General features: G+C 65.2%; 22 protein-coding genes. 3 read left to right on the forward strand and 19 right to left on the reverse strand.

Translation table 11 applies throughout. From position 1 onward, the window contains the following. Positions 1-346: 346 nt before the first annotated feature. The 8 genes from BCEP18194_RS03095 to BCEP18194_RS41015 all read right to left on the reverse strand — a co-directional run bounded on the left by BCEP18194_RS03095 (position 347) and on the right by BCEP18194_RS41015 (position 8,360). A complete protein-coding gene (locus BCEP18194_RS03095) occupies positions 347-793 on the reverse strand; it encodes a nuclear transport factor 2 family protein (protein WP_011349837.1) in 447 nt (148 codons plus the stop codon). Positions 794-963: 170 nt separating this feature from the next. Then, the gene (locus tag BCEP18194_RS03100; protein WP_011349838.1) at positions 964-2,181 is read right to left on the reverse strand and encodes an acetyl-CoA C-acetyltransferase; all 1,218 of its coding nucleotides are present in this window, start codon (positions 2,179-2,181) and stop codon (positions 964-966) included. Positions 2,182-2,257: 76 nt separating this feature from the next. Continuing rightward, positions 2,258-2,464 (reverse strand): hypothetical protein, encoded by a 207-nt coding sequence (locus tag BCEP18194_RS03105; protein ID WP_041492467.1) that lies wholly within the window; start codon positions 2,462-2,464, stop codon positions 2,258-2,260. 114 nt (positions 2,465-2,578) lie between these two features. Next, on the reverse strand, positions 2,579-3,031 hold the full coding sequence (locus BCEP18194_RS03110; RefSeq protein ID WP_011349840.1) for a MaoC family dehydratase: 453 nt from the start codon (positions 3,029-3,031) through the stop codon (positions 2,579-2,581). A 20-nt stretch (positions 3,032-3,051) separates the two neighbouring features. After that, positions 3,052-3,927 carry an HpcH/HpaI aldolase/citrate lyase family protein gene (locus BCEP18194_RS03115; RefSeq protein ID WP_011349841.1) on the reverse strand — a complete coding sequence of 292 codons (876 nt, stop codon included), beginning with the start codon at positions 3,925-3,927 and terminating at the stop codon, positions 3,052-3,054. 289 nt (positions 3,928-4,216) lie between these two features. After that, positions 4,217-6,223: an AMP-binding protein gene (locus BCEP18194_RS03120; protein ID WP_011349842.1), complete on the reverse strand. Its 2,007-nt coding sequence runs from the start codon at positions 6,221-6,223 to the stop codon at positions 4,217-4,219. Between the two features lie 315 nt (positions 6,224-6,538). Continuing rightward, positions 6,539-8,023: an aldehyde dehydrogenase family protein gene (locus BCEP18194_RS03125; protein WP_011349843.1), complete on the reverse strand. Its 1,485-nt coding sequence runs from the start codon at positions 8,021-8,023 to the stop codon at positions 6,539-6,541. A gap of 58 nt (positions 8,024-8,081) precedes the next feature. Next, positions 8,082-8,360 carry a hypothetical protein gene (locus BCEP18194_RS41015; RefSeq protein ID WP_157687106.1) on the reverse strand — a complete coding sequence of 93 codons (279 nt, stop codon included), beginning with the start codon at positions 8,358-8,360 and terminating at the stop codon, positions 8,082-8,084. A gap of 339 nt (positions 8,361-8,699) precedes the next feature. On the opposite strand from BCEP18194_RS41015, the gene BCEP18194_RS03130 reads away from it, so the two are divergent. Then, positions 8,700-9,860, forward strand: a complete 1,161-nt coding sequence (locus BCEP18194_RS03130) for a CaiB/BaiF CoA transferase family protein (protein ID WP_011349845.1) — start codon at positions 8,700-8,702, stop codon at positions 9,858-9,860. Next, positions 9,857-11,098 (forward strand): CaiB/BaiF CoA transferase family protein, encoded by a 1,242-nt coding sequence (locus tag BCEP18194_RS03135; RefSeq protein ID WP_011349846.1) that lies wholly within the window; start codon positions 9,857-9,859, stop codon positions 11,096-11,098. Before BCEP18194_RS03130 ends, BCEP18194_RS03135 begins: the two co-directional genes overlap by 4 nt. Before the next feature lie 75 nt (positions 11,099-11,173). Here the strand turns inward: BCEP18194_RS03135 and BCEP18194_RS03140 are convergent, their stop codons facing one another. The 6 genes from BCEP18194_RS03140 to BCEP18194_RS03165 all read right to left on the reverse strand — a co-directional run bounded on the left by BCEP18194_RS03140 (position 11,174) and on the right by BCEP18194_RS03165 (position 19,887). Then, entirely contained in the window at positions 11,174-11,932 is a 759-nt protein-coding gene (locus tag BCEP18194_RS03140) for an SDR family NAD(P)-dependent oxidoreductase (RefSeq protein WP_011349847.1), read from the reverse strand. Positions 11,933-12,031: 99 nt separating this feature from the next. Then, positions 12,032-13,402, reverse strand: coding sequence for an MFS transporter (locus BCEP18194_RS03145; protein WP_011349848.1), 1,371 nt, complete (start codon positions 13,400-13,402; stop codon positions 12,032-12,034). Between the two features lie 384 nt (positions 13,403-13,786). Beyond that, the gene (locus tag BCEP18194_RS03150; protein ID WP_011349849.1) at positions 13,787-14,740 is read right to left on the reverse strand and encodes a LysR family transcriptional regulator; all 954 of its coding nucleotides are present in this window, start codon (positions 14,738-14,740) and stop codon (positions 13,787-13,789) included. Between the two features lie 333 nt (positions 14,741-15,073). Next, positions 15,074-15,541: a MaoC family dehydratase gene (locus BCEP18194_RS03155; protein ID WP_050781542.1), complete on the reverse strand. Its 468-nt coding sequence runs from the start codon at positions 15,539-15,541 to the stop codon at positions 15,074-15,076. 485 nt (positions 15,542-16,026) lie between these two features. Continuing rightward, entirely contained in the window at positions 16,027-17,724 is a 1,698-nt protein-coding gene (locus tag BCEP18194_RS03160; protein ID WP_011349851.1) for a M4 family metallopeptidase, read from the reverse strand. A 615-nt stretch (positions 17,725-18,339) separates the two neighbouring features. Beyond that, a complete protein-coding gene (locus BCEP18194_RS03165) occupies positions 18,340-19,887 on the reverse strand; it encodes an MFS transporter (protein WP_244272785.1) in 1,548 nt (515 codons plus the stop codon). Between the two features lie 56 nt (positions 19,888-19,943). Between BCEP18194_RS03165 and BCEP18194_RS03170 the strand changes: the two genes are divergently transcribed. Then, on the forward strand, positions 19,944-20,474 hold the full coding sequence (locus BCEP18194_RS03170) for a toxin (RefSeq protein WP_041492611.1): 531 nt from the start codon (positions 19,944-19,946) through the stop codon (positions 20,472-20,474). Between the two features lie 18 nt (positions 20,475-20,492). On the opposite strand, the gene BCEP18194_RS03175 is transcribed toward BCEP18194_RS03170, so the two are convergent. The 5 genes from BCEP18194_RS03175 to BCEP18194_RS41025 form a co-directional block, all read right to left on the reverse strand. Continuing rightward, positions 20,493-21,242: an SDR family oxidoreductase gene (locus tag BCEP18194_RS03175; protein ID WP_011349854.1), complete on the reverse strand. Its 750-nt coding sequence runs from the start codon at positions 21,240-21,242 to the stop codon at positions 20,493-20,495. A 5-nt stretch (positions 21,243-21,247) separates the two neighbouring features. Further along, positions 21,248-21,430 (reverse strand): hypothetical protein, encoded by a 183-nt coding sequence (locus BCEP18194_RS41020; RefSeq protein WP_157687107.1) that lies wholly within the window; start codon positions 21,428-21,430, stop codon positions 21,248-21,250. Positions 21,431-21,495: 65 nt separating this feature from the next. Continuing rightward, positions 21,496-21,903, reverse strand: a complete 408-nt coding sequence (locus BCEP18194_RS03180; protein ID WP_011349855.1) for a VOC family protein — start codon at positions 21,901-21,903, stop codon at positions 21,496-21,498. Between the two features lie 349 nt (positions 21,904-22,252). Beyond that, on the reverse strand, positions 22,253-23,176 hold the full coding sequence (locus tag BCEP18194_RS03185; protein ID WP_011349856.1) for a hypothetical protein: 924 nt from the start codon (positions 23,174-23,176) through the stop codon (positions 22,253-22,255). Between the two features lie 160 nt (positions 23,177-23,336). After that, the gene (locus tag BCEP18194_RS41025) at positions 23,337-23,477 is read right to left on the reverse strand and encodes a hypothetical protein (protein ID WP_157687108.1); all 141 of its coding nucleotides are present in this window, start codon (positions 23,475-23,477) and stop codon (positions 23,337-23,339) included. Positions 23,478-23,552: the final 75 nt, after the last annotated feature.

Below are 23,552 nucleotides of genomic sequence, written 5' to 3' on the forward strand. Positions count from 1 at the left end.
TCGATTGTTCCTGGCTGGAACGATCACGGGGCGCGGACATACTACTGGCCGCGCCCGATTTTGCGTATGACTCGATCGAAATCGCAGGACTGGTAACGTCAGCCGGCGTCCCGGTCTCTACGGGGCGCCGGCGCGGGAACGATAACGGCCATGCGCCGAGGTCCATCTTGTAGAACGGCTCGACGTGACGTTCGACGCGGGTGACGGGTCTCGCAACCTCCACCGGGCACCCGGAAGCGTTGAATCAGGTCCACCGCAACTTGCCCTTCTGCCGCGACGACCTGTGCACGGACACTCGCCAACGTACGCTCCGAGTCGGGATTCGCGGTGAACGACCTTCGACCGGTCACATGTGTACCTGAATTCGAGCCGAGAGGCTCGAGATCAACCACTTGCCGTCGACGCGAACATAGTCGCATTCCATCGTTTCAAAACCCAGGCCGATCTTCAGGCCGCGCGCTTTGGGATCCGTGCCTACGCCCTGAATCCACCAGATGCCATTCGCCTTGTCGGCACTGTCGAACTCGATCTGCGGCATGAGTCCGAGGTGAACCGAGCGCTCTGCGCCGACGAACTGCTTGAGAAATGACACGAACGTATCCGGCCCGTTCAGTACCACAGGTTGCGTCAGTTTCACGGCTTCCGCCGGTGTCTCGTCCGAGAACGAAATCCTGACATCGTGCGTGAGCAGCCCCGCGATCTTGTCTTTTTCGTAATCGACCGCCCTGAAAAATTTGTACTGAAGCGTCTTGATATCTTCAATGGCAACCAGTCGATCAATATCTGAAATCACTTTACGTCTCCTTTGGATTATTCAATTTTTAATAAAGGCGATGTTGCGCAAGCGTTTCTGCATTTTATTCAACCAACAAACTGCTTTCGGATCGTATAAGCCGCATGTCAAACATTCAAATCGTCATCCGCGAAGCGCGTGTTCTCCTTTCGCGAGCCGGATGATTGCCGTTACGCGGCCACGCGCTCGAACACCGCCGCGAGCCCCTGTCCGCCGCCGATGCACATCGTCTCGAGCCCGTAGCGCCCCCCGCGGCGATCGAGTTCGCGCAGCATCGTCGCGAGAATCCGCACGCCGGTCGCGCCGACCGGATGGCCGAGCGAAATGCCGGAACCGTTGACGTTCAGCCGCTCGTAATCACCGGCGTCGAATCCCATGCCCGCTGTACAGGCGAGCACCTGCGCCGCGAACGCCTCGTTCAGCTCGATCAGGTCGAGGTCCTTCAGTGCAAGGCCCGCGCGCCGCAAGGCGAGCTCGGTCGCGGGCACCGGGCCGATCCCCATCCGCTCCGGCTCGACGCCCGCAACCGCCCACGTGACGAGGCGCGCCAGCGGGCGCAGGCCGAGGTCGGCCGCCTGCTCCGGCGTCGTCACGATGCAGACGGCCGCGCCGTCGTTCTGTCCGCTCGCGTTGCCGGCCGTCACCGTCGATTCCGCATCGACCTTCTGGCGGACCGGGCGCAGCGCAGCCAGGCTTTCCATCGTCACGTCCGCGCGCGGATGCTCGTCGCGATCGACCAACGTAGTGCCGCCTTTCGTTTTCACCTGCACCGGCACGATCTCGTCGCCGAAGCGGCCGGATTCGTGCGCGGCAATCGCGCGGCTGTGCGACCGGTACGCGAGCGCGTCCTGCGCGTCGCGCGTGATTCCGTATTCGCGTCGCAGGTTTTCGGCGGTCTCGAGCATCCCGCCTTCGACCGGATGATGGCGGCCGCCGGACGTGATGCGCCCGCGCGCGATGCGGTCCCACATCGGCGACGAATCGCCGCGCAGGCCGCCCCAGCGTGCGCCGAGCATGTAGTGCTCCGCCTGGCTCATGCTCTCGGCGCCCCCGGCGAGCACCAGGTCGGCCGCGCCGGTCTGCACACGCATCGCCGCGTCGATCACCGCCTGCAGGCCCGATCCGCAGCGACGGTCGAGCTGCAGCCCGGGCACGCGAATGCCGAGGCCCGCGTCGAGGCTCGCGACGCGCCCGATCGCCGGCGCCTCGCCGTTGGGGTAGCACTGGCCGAAAATCACGTCGTCGATCCGCGCGGGGTCCAGCGCCGTGCGCCGCACCAGCTCGCGGATCACTGTCTCGGCCAGCGTCGCGACCGGAATGTCCTTGAACACGCCGCCGTAGCGCCCCACCGGCGTGCGCACCGGTTCGCAGATCACTGCTTGTCTCATGAGAACCTCGTTTCGATTGAATGAAGCGGGATGAGCCGGCGGCGATCGTCGCGCATGGCCGCTCGGTCGCCCTAGATTACGCGCCAATCCCGCCCTCTGCGATCTCGCACGCATCGAGCGCGAGCAGGCGGCTATCGATCTCGTCGTTCGCGTCGCCCGGCGCCAGCGCCATCACCGGCCGGTCGAACTGCGAAAGCGTGGCCGAGAAGCGGATCGGCAACCCCATGCCTGCCGCGTCCACCTCGACGTGCAACGCATGCGCGCGCCGCTGTCGTGCCGTCACTTCTGCGCGATGCGCGTGAACGGCGCGCGGCCGTCGCCGGCCGCCTTCGCTTCGCGTTCCTTCCCGGTTGCGCGGCAAACGCGACACGCGTCTGCCGCGCGCGAGGCGGTGCGCTTACTTCGGGCGCAGCATCATCAGGCCGGTGCGCACGGCCGTGCAGACTTCCTCGTCGCGCTGGTTGAGCGCGACGTGGCGGAACACGACGATGCCCGAGTCGCTGCGGCTTTTCGACAGCCGCGCGCTGACGATCTCGGTACGCACGCGAATCGTGTCGCCGTGGAAGGTGGGCTTCGGAAACTTGATTTCCTGGAAACCGAGGTTGCCAAGCGTCGTGCCGAGCGTCGTTTCATACACGGTGATGCCCGCGACGAGCGCCAGCAGGAACATGCTGTTGACGAGCCGCTGCCCGTAGATCGAGCCCTTGCTGTACTCGGCATCGATGTGCAGCGGCGCGCAGTTGTACGTCATCGCGGAGAACAGCACGTTGTCGGTTTCCGTCACGGTACGGCGGATCGCGTGTTCGACCACGAGGCCTTCACGGCAGTCTTCGAAATAGAGTCCGGGCATTTGTCTGGTTCCTTGTTCAGTCAGTGATTGAGGGATTTCGCCCGCGCGACGATTTCGTGCGCGGTCTTGACGTGGGCGATGTCGATGTGTTCGCCGTCGTAGATGCACGATGCGCGACCGCCGGCCTGCGCGTCGTCGAGCGCGGCGATCATGCCTTCGTAGTACGCGACTTCGTCGGCCGACGGGCTGTACACGTCGTTGATCGTCGCGACGTTCGACGGATGCAGCGCGAGCTCGCCGGACATGCCGAGATTGCGGTCGAGCAGCGACGACTTGCGCAGCCCGTCGAGATCCTTGACCTGCTGCCACACGCCGCCGATCGCATGCTTGCCGGCCGCACGCGCGGCCATCACCGCGCGCGACTTGAAGTACAGGCTTTCGCGGCCGTCGGGCGTCCACACATAGCCGAGTGCGCGCGCGACGTCCGCATTCTTCGCGGTTGCGCCGACGATCGCGCCGACGCGCTCGCGCGACGCGATTTCATACGCGAACTGCAGCGAACGCGCGGTCTCCAGCAGCGGTATCACACGTGTCGACCCGAGCGCCGCGCCGTTGCGGAATTCCGCCTCGGTGAGCATCATCGACACGCAGTCGATGTCCTCCGGCCCGACGGGCTTCGAGATCACGATCCCCTCCACGTGCGGCCCGACCACCGCGAGGATGTCGTCGAAGTCGTACAGGTACGGGCTGCGGTTGATCCGCACATACACGCGCTGCCGCTGCTCGGCGAGCCACGCCAGCTTCGAGCGGACGACCGCGCGGGCCTCGACCTTCAGCGGCACGGGTACGCTGTCTTCGAGATCGAGAATCAGCGCGTCCGCTTTCGATGCAATCGATTTCTCGATCCAGTCGGGTTTGTTGCCGGGCACGAACAGCAGGGATCGGGCCGGCCTCATGGCATTCGTAGTCACATTTGTCTCCTGGTTGCCTGGTTGATGCGAAAAAATGATGGGGGCGTCGCCCTGGCGTCACTTCATGCGGTGACGGAACTCCAGTGGACGCTTCTCGGTATGCGCGCCCTTGTGCGATTCGTCGGGGGCGTACATGCAGTCGGAGGTGCCGGGGTCCGTGTGTCAGCCGCTGTGTGCGCGCCTGACGGCGTTGCATACGTCACGTTCCGGCGATTGATCGTGGTCGTCGCCACGCGACGGGATATCGTCAATACGAAATCCTTGCGGCGCTCGCTCATCTGCCGTCCACCGTTTTTGAAATGCCGTGCCGGCTTGCCGCCGCCGCGATCGCATCCAGCGTCTCGGGGTTGGCCAGCGAAGACAGGTCGCCGGGCGGCAGCCCGAGGCATGCGGCACGTACCGCTCGGCGCATGATCTTCATGTTGCGTGTCTTGGGCAGATCGTCGACGAACAGCACGAGCGCCGGCCGAAACGCGGTGCCGAGACCCGATACGACGGCCGCGCTCAACGCCTTCTCGACGTCCGCGTCGGCGGGCACACCCGGCATCAACGTGACCACGAGACCGACGGTCTCGCCCTTGACGCAGTCGGGCACGCCGATCGCCGCCGCTTCGGCGACTTGCCCCGTCGCCATCACGAGCGTCTCGATCTCGGACGGCCCGGTGCGCTTGCCGGCGACTTTCAGCGTATCGTCGGCGCGGCCCAGCACATACCAGAACCCGTCCGCGTCGATCGCTGCGCGATCGCCATGCCGCCACATTCCGGATGTCGTGCCCCAGTAGCTGGCCAGGTAGCGTTCGTTGTCGTGCCACAGCCCGCGCGTGAGGCCGATCGACGGCGCGCGCAACGCGAGCTCGCCGGTCCCGCCCGGCCCGACCGACCGGCCCGCGTCGTCGACGACATCGGCACCCATGCCCGGAATCGGGCCTGCAAATGCGCACGGCTTCAACGGATGGATCACGGTGCCGGTGACGATGCCACCGCCCACTTCCGTGCCGCCCGAATAATTGATGATCGGCCGGCTGCCGCCGCACACCTTGTCGAACATCCAGCGCCACGCGTCGACCGTCCACGCCTCGCCGGTCGACAGCGCGACCCGCAACGCGGAAAGATCGTGATTTTCGATACCCGCACCGCCCGCCTGCATGAAGCTGCGCACGATCGTCGGCGCGATGCCGAGCACGCTCACGCGATGCTGCTCCATCAGCCGCCAGAACCGCCCGGAGTCGGGGAAATCGTGCGCGCCTTCGGCCATCACGATGGTGCCGCCGAGCAGCGTGGTGCCGTAGATCAGCATCGGCCCGACCAGCCAGCCCATGTCGCTCAACCACATCAACCGGTCGCCGGCGCGCATGTCCGCGCACAGCCCCATGTCGAGCGCGAGCTTCGTGATCAATCCGCAGTGCGAATGAACGGTGCCTTTCGGCTTGCCGGTCGTGCCCGACGTGTACATCAGCATCATCGGTGCGTCGGCCGGCATTTCGGTGGTCGGCGCATCGGTCGGCTGGCCGTCGATCAGTTCATGCCACTCGTGGTCGACCCGTGCATCCCATTCCGTCTCGGCGCCGCGGTGGCGCAGCACGACGACATGTTTCAGCGTTGGCACATCCGCACGCGCCGCATCGATCGTCTGCTTCAGCGGCGTCACCTTGCCGCGACGCGTGCTCGCATCCGCCGTCAGCACCGCCACCGCGCCCGCGTCCTGCAGGCGGCTCGCGACGGCCTGCGCGCCGAATCCGGAAAACAGCGGCAGCACGATCGCGCCGATCTTCGAGATCGCCAGCATGCCCGCCACGGCCTCGGGCACCATCGGCAGGTAGAGCGCGATGACGTCGCCCTGCCGGCAGCCGATCTCGCGCAACCCGGCCGCGAGGCGGCTCGTCTGCGCGTCGAGTTCGGCGTACGTCCAGCGGCGCACGGTGCCGTCCTCGCCTTCCCAGACCACGGCCTCCTGCCGGTCGCGTGCGGTGCCGCGATAACGGTCCAGGCAATTCAGCACCGCATTGGTCGTGCCGCCGACGCACCACTTCGCCCACTCGATGCCGTCACGCGTATCGACCACCGCGTCGTACGGTTGATAGAAACGCAGGTCCATATGCCGGATCAGCGCGCTCCAGTAGTCATCGGGACGAGTCTCGGCGAATTCCAGCAATTGCCGGTACCCGGCCGGATCGGCCTGCTCGATGCCGACGTATCGCATGAACGCAGCCAGGGTACTGGCGCGTGCCGCCTCGGGTTCAGGGCGCCACGCCACGTCGGCCACCTGCCATGCAGTTTCCATTCACGTCTCCGGTTTGACCTGGCATTGCTTTGATTCAATGCTAGTCGTGCGCACCGGCCGCACTCAAGTTTTCACTCGCGAACCCGCGATTCGCATTGCGCGAATCGTTGCGTCCGGCATGTGCACGCACGAGCCGGAGGTACCGCGTTTCGCGCGGGACGTGATGGCGGATGCGGCGAACGCGCATCCGGTAGACGGCCTTCTTTTCTACGTGCTCGCACGTACTTGATACGCGGCTTTCGCACAAGTTCGAGCAGGCAAAAGAGCGCGGGCCGCTGCCGATATCGCTCAGGATTCCGACCGGCCCGCGTCAGATCAATACCGGAGCATCACCGACTTCGCTTCCGTGTAGGTCTGGATCGACTCCGCGCCGAACTCGCGGCCCAGCCCCGACTGCTTGTAGCCACCGAACGGCATCACCGGATCGGTTTCGCCGAACGTGTTGATCCAGATCCGGCCACCCTTCAACGCCGCCGCGATCCGGTGCGCCCGGCCGATGTCACGCGTCCAGATGCCGCCGGCAAGCCCGTAAGTCGAATCGTTGCCCTGCGCGATCACGTCCTCTTCGGTATCGAACGGAATCACGCAGACGACCGGGCCGAAGATCTCCTCCTGCGCGATCCTCATTGCGTTGCTTACACCGGAGAACACCGTCGGCTCGACGTAGTAACCGGCATCGCACGCTTGCCGGCCGCCGGTCAGCAACGTCGCGCCTTCGTCGTTGCCTGCGGCCACGTACGACATCACGCGATCGCGCTGCTTCGACGAAATCAGCGGGCCGAGTTTCGTATCGGCGTCGAACGGGTTGCCGACTTTCAGTCGCGCGGCGAGCTTCGCCACTTCGTTCGCGAATTCATCGTGAATGCTGCGATGAACGAACAGGCGCGTGCCGGACGAGCAGATCTGCCCGGAATTGCGCGTGAAGCCGTTGACCGCGGCGGCCAGCGCCTTGTCGAGATCGGCATCCGGAAACACGATATGCGGGCTTTTCCCGCCGAGCTCGAGCGTCACGCGCTTCAGGTTGCCGGCCGACGCGAGCAGGATCTGCTTGCCGATTGCGGTCGAGCCGGTAAACGCGACCTTGTCGATACCCGGATGCTCGGAGATCGCCGCGCCGACCGTCTGCCCATAGCCGGTTACCACGTTCATCACGCCCGGCGGCAGACCGGCTTCGTGAAAAATCTCGACAAGCCGCAGACAGGTCAACGACGCGAGTTCCGAAGGCTTCGCGACGATCGTGTTGCCGCACGCGAGCGCCGGCCCGAACTTGACGCCGGCCAGCAGCAGCGGCACGTTCCACGGGTTGATCTGGCCGCAGACGCCGATCGGCTCGCGCAGCGTGTAGATGAAGGCCGACGGGTCGGTCGGCACGGTCGTGCCGAGAATCTTCGTCGGCCAGCCTGCGTAGTAACGGAACGTGTCGACGGTCATCTTCACCACCGCCGCGCTGAACCAGGCCGGCATCCCGTTGTCGAGCGTCTCGAGTGCGGCCAGTTCATCAGCGTGTTGCTCGATCGCGTCTGCAAGGCGCAGCAGCACGGCGGTGCGCGCATGCGGAGACATGCCGCGCCAGCCCGACGATTCGAACGCACGCCGCGCGGCGGCCACCGCAAGGTCGACGTCCGCCTTGTCGCCTTCGGCGATGTGTGCGAGCACGTCCGCCGTCGCCGGGTTCAACGTCTCCATCGTCCTGCCGGACGCGGCCGGCACCCACTTGCCGTCGATGAAGTGCTGCTTGGCGCCGGAGCGGCACCACGCAAGCGCCGCGGCCAGGCCGGGATGTTCGGATTCTGACTTCATGGAATGAGCGGTCACTGACTGTCTCCGTTAATGATGGTTCTTGATGTTTCGCTGCGCGTCATCGACGGGACGGTCCTCGTCCCTGTTGCGTGCAGCGTCGGTTGCGTCGGCCGCTCGATGCGGCCTTGCGATGGAACTGGTGAGCGATCTTGCTGTTGAAGCACAGGCCGTCGCGTCTGTCTCGTGCTGGCAACGCGTCGTCGATGGTCAGGCCGGGCGCCGACCGGCCGCAGGTGTTCGTCACGCCAACATGCGTGGAAAGCGCCCCGCTTTCGCGCAGCCGGCGGCGCCAATGATCCGAAGCAATGCGTTTCACCCTCCATGCTTGTTCAATCATTTGTATTTCTAATTGTTCGCATAATGCAGTGAAGCACCCTGCGACCGCCTGCGCCTGATTCGTTCGATCCGTGGCCCGATGCATGCGACGTAGTAACGAAGATGGTAGTCATCGCGTCCGGCAACGCTCAAGTCGTGACTCGCGAATCTGCGATTCACGATGCACGAATCGTCGCGTCGCGATGCCATCGCGACGCGTTCGTATTCCGGAACTCGTGCGCTCACGAATCGTCACTTGAGGCGCTCATCGCGCGCTTCTAGTATTTCCGCATGGCCCGCATCCGGGCCGGCACGCTCCGGGCCGGACGGCTGCGCGACAGAATCACACCGGGAGACAATCTTGAAAGACAACGCAGGAGCCGGACCGCTTGCCGGTCTGAAAATCATCGAACTCGGCGGAATCGGGCCGGGCCCGTTCTGTGCGATGCTGCTGGCGGACATGGGCGCCGACGTGCTGCGCCTCGACCGCATCGTGCCGTCGGACAGCGGCGTGCACATGGATCACCGCTTCAATCTGCTCAACCGCGGCCGCCGCTCGGTGGCCATCGACCTGAAGCGGCCGCAGGCCGTCGAACTGGTCAAGCGGCTCACCGCATCCGCCGACGCGGCGCTCGAAGGCTTTCGCCCCGGCGTGGCCGAGCGGCTCGGCCTGGGCCCCGACGACCTGCTGGCGCACAATCCGCGCCTCGTCTACGGTCGCATGACCGGCTGGGGCCAGGACGGCCCGCTTGCGCAGGCGCCCGGACACGACATGAACTACATCTCGCTGAGTGGCGCGTTGCACACGATCGGCGAACGCGACGGGCCGCCGGTGCCGCCGCTCAACCTGGTCGGCGATTTCGGCGGCGGCGCGATGTATCTCGCGTTCGGCATGGTCTGCGCGATGCTGGAAGCCGCGCGCTCCGGCACCGGACAGGTGGTCGATGCGTCGATGGTCGACGGCTCCGCGCATCTGATGACGCTGATCTACGGCATGTACGCGGCCGGCGCATGGAGCGACCGGCGCGGCGACAACCGACTCGATTCGGGCACACCGTGGTACAGCGTCTACCGCACGCGCGACGATCGCTACGTGTCGCTCGCGTCCAACGAGCCGCGCTTCTATCGGGAAACGCTCGCGCTGCTGGGGCTCTCCGACACGCCGCTCCCCGATCAGCACGACCGCCACGGCTGGCCCGTGCTGCGCGAGCATTTCACTCGGGTGTTCGCCACGAAGACGCGTGACGAATGGTGCGCGCTCGCGGCCGGCACCGACGTCTGCCTCGCTCCCGTGCTGTCGCTCGCCGAAGCGCCGCATCACCCGCACAACGTCGCCCGCGGCACGTTCGTCGAAGTCGACGGCATCGTGCAGCCGGGGCCGGCGCCCCGTTTCAGCCGGACGAAGCCGACGCTGCGCGGCGGTGCGCCCGCGCCCGGCGCCCATACGACGGATGCATTGCGCGACTGGGGCATCGACGCTCGCGAAGTCGATGCGCTGCGCGCCGAGGGGGTCCTGCAATGAACGCAACCGACAACACGCAGGCGAACACCGTCGACCGGCCGCTGGACGGCGTGCGGGTACTCGCCATCGAGAATTTCATTGCGGGCCCCTATGCGTCGATGTGGCTCGCCGATGCCGGCGCGGAAGTGGTCAAGGTCGAATCGCGCGAAGGCGGAGATTTTTCCCGCAGCACGAGCCCCGTCAAGACCGACGCGCACGGCGTCGCGCACGGCCTGTCGTTTCTGCGCTCGAACCGCAACAAGAAGAGCGTCACGCTCGACCTGAAGCATCCCGACGGCAAGCGGATCTTCATCGAGCTGGCGCGCGAAGCCGATATCGTCGTGGAAAACCTGCGCCCCGGCGTCATGGATCGGCTCGGCATCGGTTACGACGTGTTGCGCGAACACAATCCGCGCCTGATCTACGTCGCGATCTCCGGGTTCGGCCACACCGACGTGAAGCCCAGTCCGTACACGGATTACCCGGCGTTCGACATCGTCGGGCAGGCGATGAGCGGGCTGATGTACCGGCCCGAGCGCACCGGCGATCGTCCGACCTATCTCGGCTTTTCGCTGGCCGACCTGCAAGGCGGCATCCTGGCGATGCAGGGCGCACTGCTGGCGCTCTATCAGCGCCAGCGCACCGGCCGCGGCAAGAAGGTCGACATTTCGCTCTACGATGCGTCGCTGATCCAGAACGAGATCTCGGTTGCGATGTATTCCGCGCTGCGCCAGCCCACGCCGCCGGGCGTGCATGCGGTCACCGCGCCGTTCGGCACCTATCGCGCGAACGACGGCTATATCGTCATCGCCGTGCTCGGCGAGCATATCTGGCGACGGTTCTGCGACGTGATCGGTCGGCCGGAACTGCCCGACGATCCGCGCTTTGTCGACGGCATCTCCCGCCGTGCCAATGGCGACGTGCTCAACAGCCACATCGATGCATGGCTGGCCGCACGGACCCGCGCGGACGCCGTCCGGATGTTGCGTGACGGCGGGGTGCCGGCCTCGGTGGTGAACGATGTCGCCGACCTGTTCGACTGCCCGCACGTTGCCGCCCGCGACATGCTGATGACACTCGACGACCCGGTCTGGGGGCCGATCCAGGTCGCCGGCAACCCGATCAAGATGTCGGACGTGCCGGAACCCGAAGCCGGTCTGCCGCCGCAACTGGGCCAGCACACGCAGGCCGTGCTCGAGGCGTGGCTGCAGATGGACGGCGACGAAGTCGCCGCGCTGCGCTCGCGGCAGGTCATCTGAAACCCGGAAGCACCGAGGGCATCGCGCATGGGTTAGCGCGATGCCCTCGGTGGAATGCACACTCGACGGTTTGCGTCAGAGCGCGGTAAAGCCGCCATCGACGACAAGTTCGGCACCGGTCATGTACGACGATTCGTCGCTGGCCAGGAACAGCACCACGGTCGCGACTTCCTCGGGCCGCCCCGCGCGCGCCAGCGGAATCTTCGAGTGGATGACCTTGATGACGTCCGGATCGTCGAACAGGTATTCGCTCTGCGGTGTGCGGATCACGCCCGGATGAACCGAGTTCACGCGAATCCCGCGGCCGGCCAGATCGATGGCGGCACACTTGGAAAGCAGCCGGTTCGCGCCCTTCGATGCGCCGTAGCCCGGGTGGAGCCCCGGAAATGCGATCATGCCGGCGATCGACGACATGTTGACGATCGATCCGCCGCCGGTGCGCTCCATCGCCGGAATGACCGTCTTGATCCCCAGGAACTGGCCGTTGAGATTCAGCTCGATCAGCTTGTTCAGGCTTTCGAGTGTCGCCTGCTCCCAGGTATCCGGCGTGCCGGGCAACCCGGCGTTGTTGACGAGCACGTCGACTCGCCCCCACGCCGCGAGTGCCTTGTCGACGGCCGCCTGCCATTGCGCCGCATCGGTGACGTCGAGGCCGCAGTGTTCGGCGCTCAGCCCCTGTTCGCGAATCCCGGCGGCCACCTGCGCCGCGCCGTCGGCGCGGATGTCGGTCACCAGCACGTTGGCGCCCTCGCGCGCGAGCAATCCGGCCCCGGCCGCGCCCATGCCGCTCGCGGCGCCTGTAATGATGACCGTCTTGCCTTTCATGCGATTCATTTGAAACTCCCGTTCGATTGGTTGGATTGTCGACTTCACTGGATCTTCGGAGTACTGATTCCCTGAAACATCGCTGCGCCTCGGCATACGCCCCGCACGCTAGGCGCTGCCTTCGCCGACGGCGCCCAGCTCGCCGGCGCGATCGTGCGCCGCACGGCTCCTGATGCGGTCGGACAACCGGTCGTTGACCAGCGCGACGGCGAGTGCGCCGATCACCGCCGGAATCGCCATCGCATAGAAGTTGAAACGCAGCGGCAGCGCGAGCCCCACGATCACCCCGATGAGGATCGGGCCGAACATCGCACCGAGGCGCCCGATCCCCGCGGCCCAACCTACCCCGGTCGAGCGCACGTTGGTCGGGTAGAACTGGCCCGCGTAGGCGTAGACCACGATCTGCGTGCCGATCGTGCAGGCGCCGGCAACGGTCACGACCGCGTAGAGAACCGCAGTGGGCGCCTGGTAGCCGAGCAGCGCGATCGAGACGGCCGCGACCAGGTACATGCCGATCAGCACGCGCTGGATATTGAGGCGATCGGCCAGCCAGCCGCCGCCGATCGCGCCGACCACCGCGCCGAGATTCATCGCCATCACGAACGTCAGCGCCGAGCCGAGGCTGTACCCGGCGGACGCCATCAGCTTGGTCAGCCACGAACTCAGCCCGTAGACCATGAAGAGATTGGTGATGCAGGTCACCCAGAACATCAGCGTGCTGAACGCACGCCCTTCGCTGAAGAGCGCGCCAAGCAGCCTCGTCGGGCCGGCCTCCTCCTTCGGCATCGCGAAGCGGTCACCGGGCCGGGGAACCTCGCCGGGCATCAGCCGTTGCGCGATCCGGCGCACGTCCGCGTCACGGCCCTTGAGCACCAGGAACGACAGCGATTCGGGCAGCGTGCGCCAGATCACCGGAACCAGCACGATCGGCACGGCCGCCGCGTAATAGATCGACCGCCACCCGTAGTTTTCCAACAGGGTCTTGCCCAGCAACGCCGCCAGCACCCCGCCCCCCGAGTAGCCCGCGAACATCAGCGACACGAGCATGCTGCGCATGCGCCGCGGCGAATACTCCGTCATCTGCGCGGCGCACGTGGGTGCGATGCCGCCGAGGCCCAGTCCCGCCAGGAACCGCAACGCGCAAAACGCGACGGCGCTCGAGACTGCGCCGGCCGCCGCGCTGAATACGCTGAAGAGCAGCACGCACAGCACGATCGCCGGGCGTCGCCCGATACGGTCGGCGACGCTGCCCAGCAGAATGCTGCCGACCATCATGCCGAACAGGCTCGAACTGGCGATCACGCCTGCCATGACGGGTGAAATGTGCATCGCCTTCATGATCAGCGGCAGCGAAATGCCGACGATCGCGAGGTCGTACCCGTCGAGAATCATGATCAGGATGCACCAGCAAAGCACGACGGCGTGGAATCGACCGAATCGGGCTTCGTCGATCACCGCCTGCAAATCGAATTGACGCATGGTTCCTTTGTCTCCGTGTCTGGAAGGTCGCAGTGCCTTTCCTTTTTTCATTCAGCATGGCTCGTGGTCCGGGCCGCCGGCGGCCGCCGCGCATTCGCACGGTGTGCGTTGCATCGGTGGCGCCATCAATGCTATGAGGCGCACGGCGCATCTTCAAATCACGAATTGCGAGGTCGCCGTTCGCCGTTCACGAACGTCGGGCGCAGCGGCCCGTGCGGTGTCTGGAACCGGTCAGGATGACGGAGGACGCGGTGCCGCCCGCGATGAGACGCCCGAGGTCGGCGGCCATGCGGCGGAGCACCGGGAAGGTGGAGTGGGAGTCGGGGAGTCGGGGAAACGGAGCGCTGCGAGCGCGGCGCGATACGGCCGCGCCCGGCCCATCGATCAATCGGCCAGCGGGCCGGACGACGGCGCGGCTTTCGGCCGCCCGGTAAGCTGGTCGATCAGCGCGCGCGTGGCCGAGGTCGTGGCCTTGCCTTTTCGGGTACCGACCCGCAGCACCCGCTCGGCCCACGGCTCCTGGATGTGCAGGACCGCACACCGTTCGTGGCTGTCCATCGAGACCATGCATTCCGGGAGCACCGTCACGCCAAGGCCCGCCTGTACGAGACTCAATGCGACGTCGGCGCCCGACACGGTAAACCTGGCGCGAATCGTCTCCCCGAGCGCATGCGCGGCTTCGTTGACCTTGAACATCAGCGTCGTATTGACCGGTTGCGCGATGAAGGGCTCGCGAACGAGATCGAGGGTTTTCACCGTGCGTTGCTCGGCGAGCGGATGATTGCGCGGCACGACGGCGACGAAGCTGTCGGTACGATAAGGCAGCGTATCCAGCTGCGAGTCGTCGACGTCGGCGCTCACCACGTACACGCACAGATCGACGTCGCCCGTCATCACCGCTCGCACGAGGTTCGTGTTGGGCTCCTGCTTCAGCTCGAGTTCGACCTGCGGAAAATTGCGTGCGAACTCGCCGAATTCGCGCCCCAGATACTGGACGACGCTGGCACCCGTCGACGCAACGCTGACGTGTCCGCGTACGCCCGCCGAAAATTCGCAGAGCTCGCGCCGCATGTCCTCGAAGTTTTCGAACATCTGCCGCAAGTAGCGTGCAAGCACTTCACCTGCCGCATTCGGAACGACCCCGTTCGGGATGCGTTCGAGCAATTGCACGCCGGCAATGTCCTCGAGGTCCTGGACCCGCTTCGTCGCGGCGGATGGCGCGATGTTCTCCCGCGTCGCGGCACGCCGGATCTGGCGCTCCTCCACGACCGTGAGAAACAGGCGCAACGTAAAGAGGTCGACCCGGCGGGTCAAACCGTGCACGCTCAACGCACTCATGATGTCTCCTTCCGTCCGGTCGCCCGATCGTACGCTCGCGGCAGCGATCGACTGGCGGCGACACGGCACTGTGCTCGCTCCACGATGGCGCAGGTTGACCCGTCGCTTATCGGGGATGCACGTTTTTATGGGAATCCTGTCCGGGAAACGAACAGTTGAAGCCGTCTTTCCTGATCACCGGTTGCACGGCCGATGCATCGGATCGGCAGCGTGACGACGGGCGACTTTCCACGGATGTCAGGCGCACACGGTAGCATCAACGCGCTCGGCGTGCTCGCGAGTCGCGCGTTCGCAGCCGGTCGTGCGGGATCGGCCGCAACGCGCCGGCGGTCGTCACTGGAGCGGCAATGCGGGCGTCGACATCGACCATTGGCTCCGAAACTTGATTACCAGCTCGTTGCGCTGATTGTAGACACGACATTCGAACTCGATCACGGCGCCTTCGTGACCCGCATCGCACCGGTCCACGGTCTCGCTTTCTGCCCAGATCGTATCGCCGACGAAAACGGGCCGGACGAAGCGGACGTCCGTGCAGCCCAGTCCGATGGAACGAATCGTCTGATTCAGTTCGTATGCGTGCGCACCGCTGGCCACGCACAATACGAACGTGCTGTTTGCCACTCGCGCGTGGTACGGGGACGATCCGCCGTGCTCGACATCCAGATACAACGGCTCTGCGTTATGCGTCAGCGTGCTGAACAGCAGGTTGCAGGCCTCGGTGAGCGTATGCTGAATCGGGTGCCGGTAAGTCGCACCGATCACGAATCGGTCAAGGTAGCCGCCGGACATGGCTTCCGTCATGATGCCCTCCTCCTCTCCCTCTTCCTTGCTTCCCAAATTCGATGTTGCGGGGATACTGCGAATGCTTCACCAAGGGTAAATGCCCGGCACACGTGCGCCAAGTCGCGTTCGGCGCATGGGCGATTCGCGAACGGCGATTTCGTGCGGGCAACGGCATGCCGCTGTCGAGGTTTACCCGACAACCGGGGATCACATTGGATGGCGGTGGACGGATCGGAAAGCGATCGGTCAGACGGTCACGTGGATTCCGGCGAACGGTTCGACCGGTGGCGAGGTGAGGCGCGGCGCGGCGAGATCAGCGCGATAGACGGCGGGTGTGAGGAAATCCGGATGCAAGAAAATCGACCGCCTGCAACCGCAGGCGGTCGATCAACCTCTGCCCGTCGTTCGCCCGGGCATCGCGTGGCTTCGATCGGTTCGCACTTCTCCGAAGCGAAGGTCCGCCACGCGATCTCCGGGCGTTCAACGCACTCAGACCGGCACCGTCAATTCACCCCGACGGCACTCCAGGCACGCGCGACCGCCGTGCTTTCGGCCGAATTCGCACCGTACAGGTCGTTCGCCGCCTGGATCGATGCGCGACGTGCGTTCGGGTAGCTGGAGTTGGCGTTCAGATACACGGTCAGCGTCCGGTACCAGATCTTGCCGGCCTTCTCGCGGCCCACGCCGCTGAAGGTCGTGTCGCCGTTACAGACCAGTTGCGCCTTCGTCAGGCCGGTATCGGTCGACGGCACCGTCGGGCCTTCTGCGAGCAGGTAGAACAGGCGGTTGCCGACGCCCGACGTGAAGTGCGGGTCGTGGCGCGGATTCGACCACGAGAATCCGCCGGACGGGTAGCAGCTGAACGACCGGCCGTCGAGATCCTGCTTGTACATCTTGCGCAGGCCGCCGCTCACCACGCGCGCACCGATCACGTAGTTGCCGGGATCGTTCGGATTGTTGGCGTAGTACTTCACGAGCGTGCCGAAAATATCGGACGTCGACTCGTTCAAGCCACCCGCGTCGCCCGAATAGTTCAGGTTGGCCGTGGCCTCGGTCACGCCGTGACTCATCTCGTGTCCGGCGACGTCGACCGACACGACCGGTTTCGGCAGGCTGGTGCCGGGTTGACCGTCCCCGTACACCATCACGTGCGAATTCAGCCATGCCGCATTCGCGCCGGTCGTGCCGCTGCCGGTGTTGAACACGACGTGTGCATAGCTCTTCACGCCGCGGCCGTCGTTGAAGATGCCGTTGCGGTTGTGCATCGTCTTGTAGTAGTCCCAAGTGAGCGCGAGACCATAGTCGATGTCGGCGGCGACCGTCTGCCGGTCGGTGGTCGTATTGTTGCCCCACACGTTCGTGCTGCTCGTGAAGATCGGCAGGTCGGTCGCCTGTTCGACGTCGTCCGAGGTCAGGCCGCGGCCGTCGTAGACCGAGCCCGAACCGCGGCTCGGATCGAGCATCCGGTACGCGTTCGTGCCCGTCTGGTCCGTGGTGAGCGTCAGGTTGCCGTAGTACAGCGAGCGGCCGGTGCCCGTTGCGGCGGCGGTCTTGATCAGGTCCTGCGCGTCGAGCACGGTGCCGTTACGCGCATCGACGTAGTACAGCACGGCATCGCCATGCGCATCGGTCGCCTTGCCGTAGACGCGCACCGCGTAGGCCAGCGTCGGCGTGACGTCGCGTGCGAACACGACGAGTTCCGCGTCATCGACGCGGCGCACGTCCGAGTTGAAACGCGCGGCCGCGATGCGCTTGACCCGGGCAGCGCCGACGTCGGGTGCGTTGCGTATCACCGAGCGGTCGCCGACCTTGCCGATGTTGCCGGCGAGATTGATCGGTGCGAGCTGGGTCACGCTCGCCTGCTTCAACTGCCCCTTGCTCGAATGGACGACAACGTCGCCCCCGATCACGGGCAGGCCCGCGTAGAAGCGGTCGAAGCGCACGTGCTCGGTGCCGTCGGGGTCGACGATCACGTCGCGTACCTGGAACTGATCGCCGTCCGCCGGCGCGCTTGCCTGCGGCCCTGCGAACTTCAACGTGCGTGCTGCGCCGCCAACGGCAAGGCTGAAGGCAGACGGGTTCTGCTGGATCAGTTGCAGTGCCTTGTCGACCGTAGCCGACGGGTCGCCGGCCTGGGCAAAAGCACTGAGACTCGCGACGGTAATCGCGGAGATGGACAGCAGACGAGACAGTTTCTTCATGTAATCCCCCGGGTTATAAGTGGGTGATGTTCGAGGAATGCATCAAGTACAGACTTTGATGTAAGACATGTCACGAACCGCAGAGGGATGCTAGAAGGTCATTTTTATAATTACAAGATATTTTCTGCTAGTTTAATTTTTTCTGTCATCGATGTTAATCGAGTCATGGTTTGGTGAGAAATCTGAAATGATCTCGTCGGCAACAATGGCGGGATCGGCAAGGCTGCATCGGGGGGAATGGGCCGGCCAGCCCGGTGCTGCCTGGGCAAGGCAGCGCGTGGCGTGGGTTGCGCAGGATGGAAGATGTGACGCCGGGGTAAATCGGCCGATACTACTTGCCTTATTAAATATTTATTTTGATTGTTGCCATTCCCGGCGTATCAATGCGCCTTTAATGCTTCTTCGGATCTCGCTTTTGATGGCGACACCTTTGAATTCGTAGTGAAAGCCTGCCGAGCGACACACGAGTTAATGCTTTCTACGAATCGTTCGCCTGAGCGGCGCGGCGCGACCTGTCGCAAATCGCGTCATGTTTTTGCTGGTATTGGAATGCCCGCGCTCGGTCATCGGTTGCGCCCGCTGCTGCTTCCGAGTGAGACGCATGCGGCCGACGAATCATCCGGTGACGTTCGCTGCCTGGCCGGCCCTCACCTTCAAGCGCACCACCAGCCACGTGAGCGCCCCCAGCACGAACACGGCGAGCGTCCACGTGCCGCCGTGGTGCTGCAGCACCGCGGCCGTCGCCGCGATGCCCGCCAATCCTTGCTGCAGGAAGCCGCACAAGGCCATCGCATGCGCGCCATGTTCGTGCGCATCGCTGACGGCCGTCGCCATGCTGTTCGGAAACAGCACCGCCTGCCCGAAAATCGCGAGGCAATACAGCGCGATGAAGATCCACAGGCCGGTGAAATGGGTCAGCAGGCCGCCCAGCCACGACGCCAGCATCAACGTGGTTGCGAGCGCAACCAGCGCGGCACCGGCGTGCATCAGCCGCACGCCGCCTAGCCGCTTCACGAGGCGATTGACCAGCATCGCGCCGCTGAAATAGGCGACGCCGAGCAACAGGCCGATACTGCCGAAGCTCGTCACGGCCAGCTTGAAATGCGCCTGGAACACGAACGGACTCACTTCCTGCAAGGTCACGGTCGTCGCGAAACCCAACCCGCCCGCGCAAGCCGGCCAAAGGAAACCCGGGCGCCGCAGCAGGGCCCGGTATGTGCCGGCCATGCCCGACGTGACCGCGGCGCGGCTTCCCGCCTTCAACGGCAACGCATACGACAGGCCGATCGCCAGCGCGGCGATGACGGCCATCAACACGAAACCCGTTTGCCAATGACTGTATCGGCCGATCAGCCCGCCGACGAACTGGCCGCCGCCCAGCGCCGTAATGAAGGCGATCGACAACACGGAGAGCCGTCGTGCCAGTTCGTCGCCGCGCCAGTTGTCGCGAACGATGATTCTGGCGATGATCGCCGCGCCTCCACCGCCGATGCCCTGCAGGGCGCGCAACACGAGCAGCGCCGGTGCGACCGTGCAGATGGCGAGCAGCAGGCTGCTGGAGACGAACAGCAGCAACGAAATCAGCAGCGGGCCACGCCTGCCCCAGCGTTCCGCGGCAGCGCCCCAGAACGGTATCGGCAACGCTGCGCCGATCACATACGCGGAGATGGAGAACTCGGCGCCGCCTTGCGTCATCGTCAATTCGCGCATGACGACAGGCAGTGACGGCAGGTACACCGTCGTCGCCATTTGCGCCATGAAGACGAGCAGGCACGCCAGCGCCATCAAGGGCGCAGTCGACGCGGCAGGTTCGCACGGCGCACCGGCGGCAAGAACGGGTTTGTCGCTCATGCGTGGTCCCGATCCGGTTGAGACGTGCGCGCCGCCTTTACCCAGCCGCGCACCCATCGCGGGTTCCCGTTGCAAGCGCCGCACGCGTACCTGCTCACCCGCAACCCCAGTTCGGTCGCCATCGTTTCTCTCTTTCGATCTTGTTGACGTACGTGATGGCCGTGCGCTGCCCGACCCACGCACGAGATTGTACAAAACGCGCGACAGGCCTGCACGAGGCGCCACGCCTGTCGTTACCGTCGCATCGAGTGCATCCGGACGCGCATGGCGGCCGGTGTGCCGGCGGCCTCGGTCCAATCGAAGATGCAGCACCGTTTCTGCGCATGAGGCAGAATACGCAGCTTCAAAATTCAGCCCCGGTCAAACACATGCGCGTCGTCGTCGTTGGAACCAGCGGAGCGGGGAAATCCACTTTTTCCAGCGCACTGGCGGCAGCAGCCCACTGCCCGTACGTCGAGCTCGATCGACTCTACTGGGGCCCCGACTGGACCGCCGTGCCGCCGGAACAGTTCGAGAACGCCGTACTGGCCGCGACCGCCGGCGACCGATGGGTCGCCGACGGGAACTACAGCGCCGTACGCGACGCGCTCTGGTCGAGAGCCACGCACGTGATCTGGCTCAACTTCGGGCGACGGACCGTATTCTCCCGGGTGCTCTGGCGCACGTTGAGCCGCGGGCTCATGCGCACCGAGCTGTCGCACGGCAACCGGGAGTCGCTGCGGATGGCATTCTCCCGAGAGTCGGTGCTGCTGTGGTCGTACACCACGTTCGCCAGGAATCGCATCAAGTTCGCCGCACTGCGCGACGACCCGAAATTCGCGCATCTGCACTGGACGGAAATCACCCAGCCTTCACATACCCGCGCAGTGATCGACCGACTGACCCGCGCCGGCGGTTGAGCTCGCGCCGACGGGACGTCACTTCACGGCCGCATTGCCGCCGTCGGCGAACAGGGCCGAGCCGGTCACGAAACTGGCCATCGGGCTCGCCAGGAACAGCGCCGCGGAGGCGATCTCGTCGGGGCGCGCGATACGCTTCATTGCGTGGAGCCCGGCCGCCCATTCCTTCTGGTCACGGTCGCCACCCATCGCGGTATCCACACCGCCCGGCAACAGTGCGTTGGCCCGAATCCCGCGTGCCGCATAGTCCGCGGTGATGCCCTTCACCAATCCCGTCAAGCCGGCCTTGGACGCGCCATACGCAGCCATGCCGGGAAGCCCGGCACTGGTCCCGACGAAGCTGGACGTGAAGACGATCGAGCCGCCTCCGCGTTCGAGCATCGCGGGAATCTGGCTGCTCGCTCCGAGAAAGGCCGCCGTCAGGTTGGTAGACAGCGTCTGCTGCCACTCGTCGAGCGAGAGGTCGGCGAGCGGCTTGAGCGGCCCGACCGTTCCCGCGTTGTTGATCGCGATATCGAGGCCGCCGAACTCGCGCACGGCCGTCGCGACGAGCCTTCGATGCGTATCGACATCACCGACGTCGCCGGCGCATGCGCGCGGCTGCCCGCCCTGACGACGGATTTCGTCGGCAACCTGATTCAGCGGGGCTTCGCTGCGCGCGCCCAATACGACTGACGCGCCGTGCGCCGCGAACATCAACGCGACCGCACGGCCGATGCCGGTCGAGGCGCCGGTGACGATGGCTACTTTTCCTTCGAGCAAGGTCATTGTTTTTACATCCCGTGAGTGAGGTTCATCACGGCAATGTAGGCGGCCAGGCGCAGGCAGACACTCCGTTTCTTGCTGTTGGAGTCCTGCGCGACGGCAAACCGCGCGTCGGGTTGCGGGTGGTGCAGATCCGCCATCTCGCCCTCTGCAACGATCCGCGCACGACGGAACTCACCCAGCCTTCGCATCCCCACGCCGTCATCGACAGGCCGACCCGCGCCGGCGGTTGAGCGCGGCCCGACGCGTACCTGCGTCAGTCGTCGAAGGTGCCTTGATACTCCGGCGCGGCATCCGCACGCGTGTTCAGTTCGAACATCACACCGCCCGGTGCGCGGCAGAAGAAACGCGAACCGCGCCCGTTGTTGAAGACGTTCGTCACCATCTCGACGCCCTCTTCCCTGAAGCGCTCGAACAACGTGCGAACGTCGTCGAAGCTCGGCAGTTCGAACCCGACGTGGAAATTCGTCGGCCATGCCGGCGTGTCGTCGCTGACGTGATCGATCACCACGTCGAAGCCCGGGCGCTTGAGGATCCAGGATTGGTCCCAGCTTCCGGCGATCGTGAAGCCGAGGTGCCGCTCGAAGAATCGGGCCGTCGCCAGTGTGTCGGCCGAGGGGAAGCTCAGGTGGTTGAGCTTCATGGTTTGCGTAATGGCAGTCATTGCGAGTCTCTGTCATGCGTGGATCGGCGGAGGCCCCATGCCGTTCCGCCCGACGCATTCAGAATACGAGCCGGCGCTCACATTCGACTACTCGCATTGGACGCACGTCCAGACCGCGCGCGAACCCGCGTGAAACCGTGGGCCGCGGCACAGTTGCGATCGCTGCGGATCGCGCTACTCGCATTCGGCCAGGGTGGGCCGGAACACCGTCATTTCCGGCACCCGCCCACGTCCACCTTCGTGATGATGTCGGCATGATTCGTCTTGATCTGAATGCGCGTCAAACCCCGTCCGATCCTCTTCGTGGACAAGTGAAACCATCGTTGAATGCGACATGTCGCATGCCGCCCTACGTCTTTTCCGCTTCGTAAATCTTCGTCTTCGGATTGAACCGGTATTCGACGACATCCGCCGCGCCGTAGGTCTTCTTCTGACCGGCGTGGTCGATGCCCGTCCCCTTCATCGCGACACGAACGCGCGGCCAATCGCGGCGATCGGTCGACACGAAGGTCAGGGTCGACGAGCCGGTCACGCACGGGACGTGATTGCCGGTGCCGTCGGCATCGCACGCCGCGCCGTTTTCATTGCCGCGAGACACATTGCCGGCATAGGTCCAGTCGGTATCGTCAGGATTGCTTGACGCATTGGTGCGCTGGTAGACGAACAGGCTGAACGACTTGATCCGGGTACCGGAGGCCAGATACCAGGTCGGGACCGCCAGCACGATCTGCCCGTCCGGCGTTGTGGTGCTCACCGCCGGTTCCCTGTCGTCGATCGTGTCGGCCTTCTCATAGCCGCCGAACTCGCCGATGGAGCGTTCCGACTCGACCATGTTCCAGCCGGCCACGCCGCCATCCGTCGTCCATTCGAAAGTGGCTTCGGTGAGGGTCACCCTCGCGTCGGGCGCCGGGGCGGCGGTTTTCTCCTGTTCGGCATACTTGTTCGGCGTGTCGTAAGCAAAGCCGGTGAAGTAGTGGTTGCCGTTCAGATCGAACGCGTGCCCGTACCAGTAAGAGGCCTGGCTTCCATTGGCGATCTCCATCGTGTCCTCGCCATGCGCGTCCTTCTGATAAATGCCCTCGAGCACCCGGCCGGGCCTCGGCGGCACCGGCACCGGGATCTTCTCGCTCCCCCCGCCCTGCCCGGCGACGGCGGGTGTCGCCGAAGCCGCCGCCGACTGCGCATTCGACGCAGCATCGGCCAGCCCCGATCGATCCCCGCATGCCGCGACCAGAAGTGAAGCGACGGACAGCCACGCAAACTTCCCGATCATGTGTTGTTACCCCCGTGTGCGGTTCCGTGATGCGTCGTCATGTGTCCCGATACGACTTCACGGGACGCACCGACGCGTATCGCCGTGCGATACCGGTTGCCCGGGCGACCGATTCAAGCGCCGGGTCTGGTTGAACGAATGGAGCGACGTGTCCGGGCGCTCAGCGGCACCGGGTGTCGTAATCCGCGAGAAAAGCGGACGGCATGACGGCATGCGCCGCGTAAGCAGGCAGCCGAATTTGACGCGGCAACGCAAAGCGCTGCGCGGGAAGCATCTTGTTGACGGATTTCATCGTTTTCATTTGTCGTTGTCGGCGCCAATACGGGCTTGGAAGACGTGCTCGGACACGCTCAACGCGGGTTGCGTTGCGCCAGTC

Source organism: Burkholderia lata, from assembly GCF_000012945.1.
GTDB classification, from domain to species: Bacteria; Pseudomonadota; Gammaproteobacteria; order Burkholderiales; family Burkholderiaceae; genus Burkholderia; species Burkholderia lata.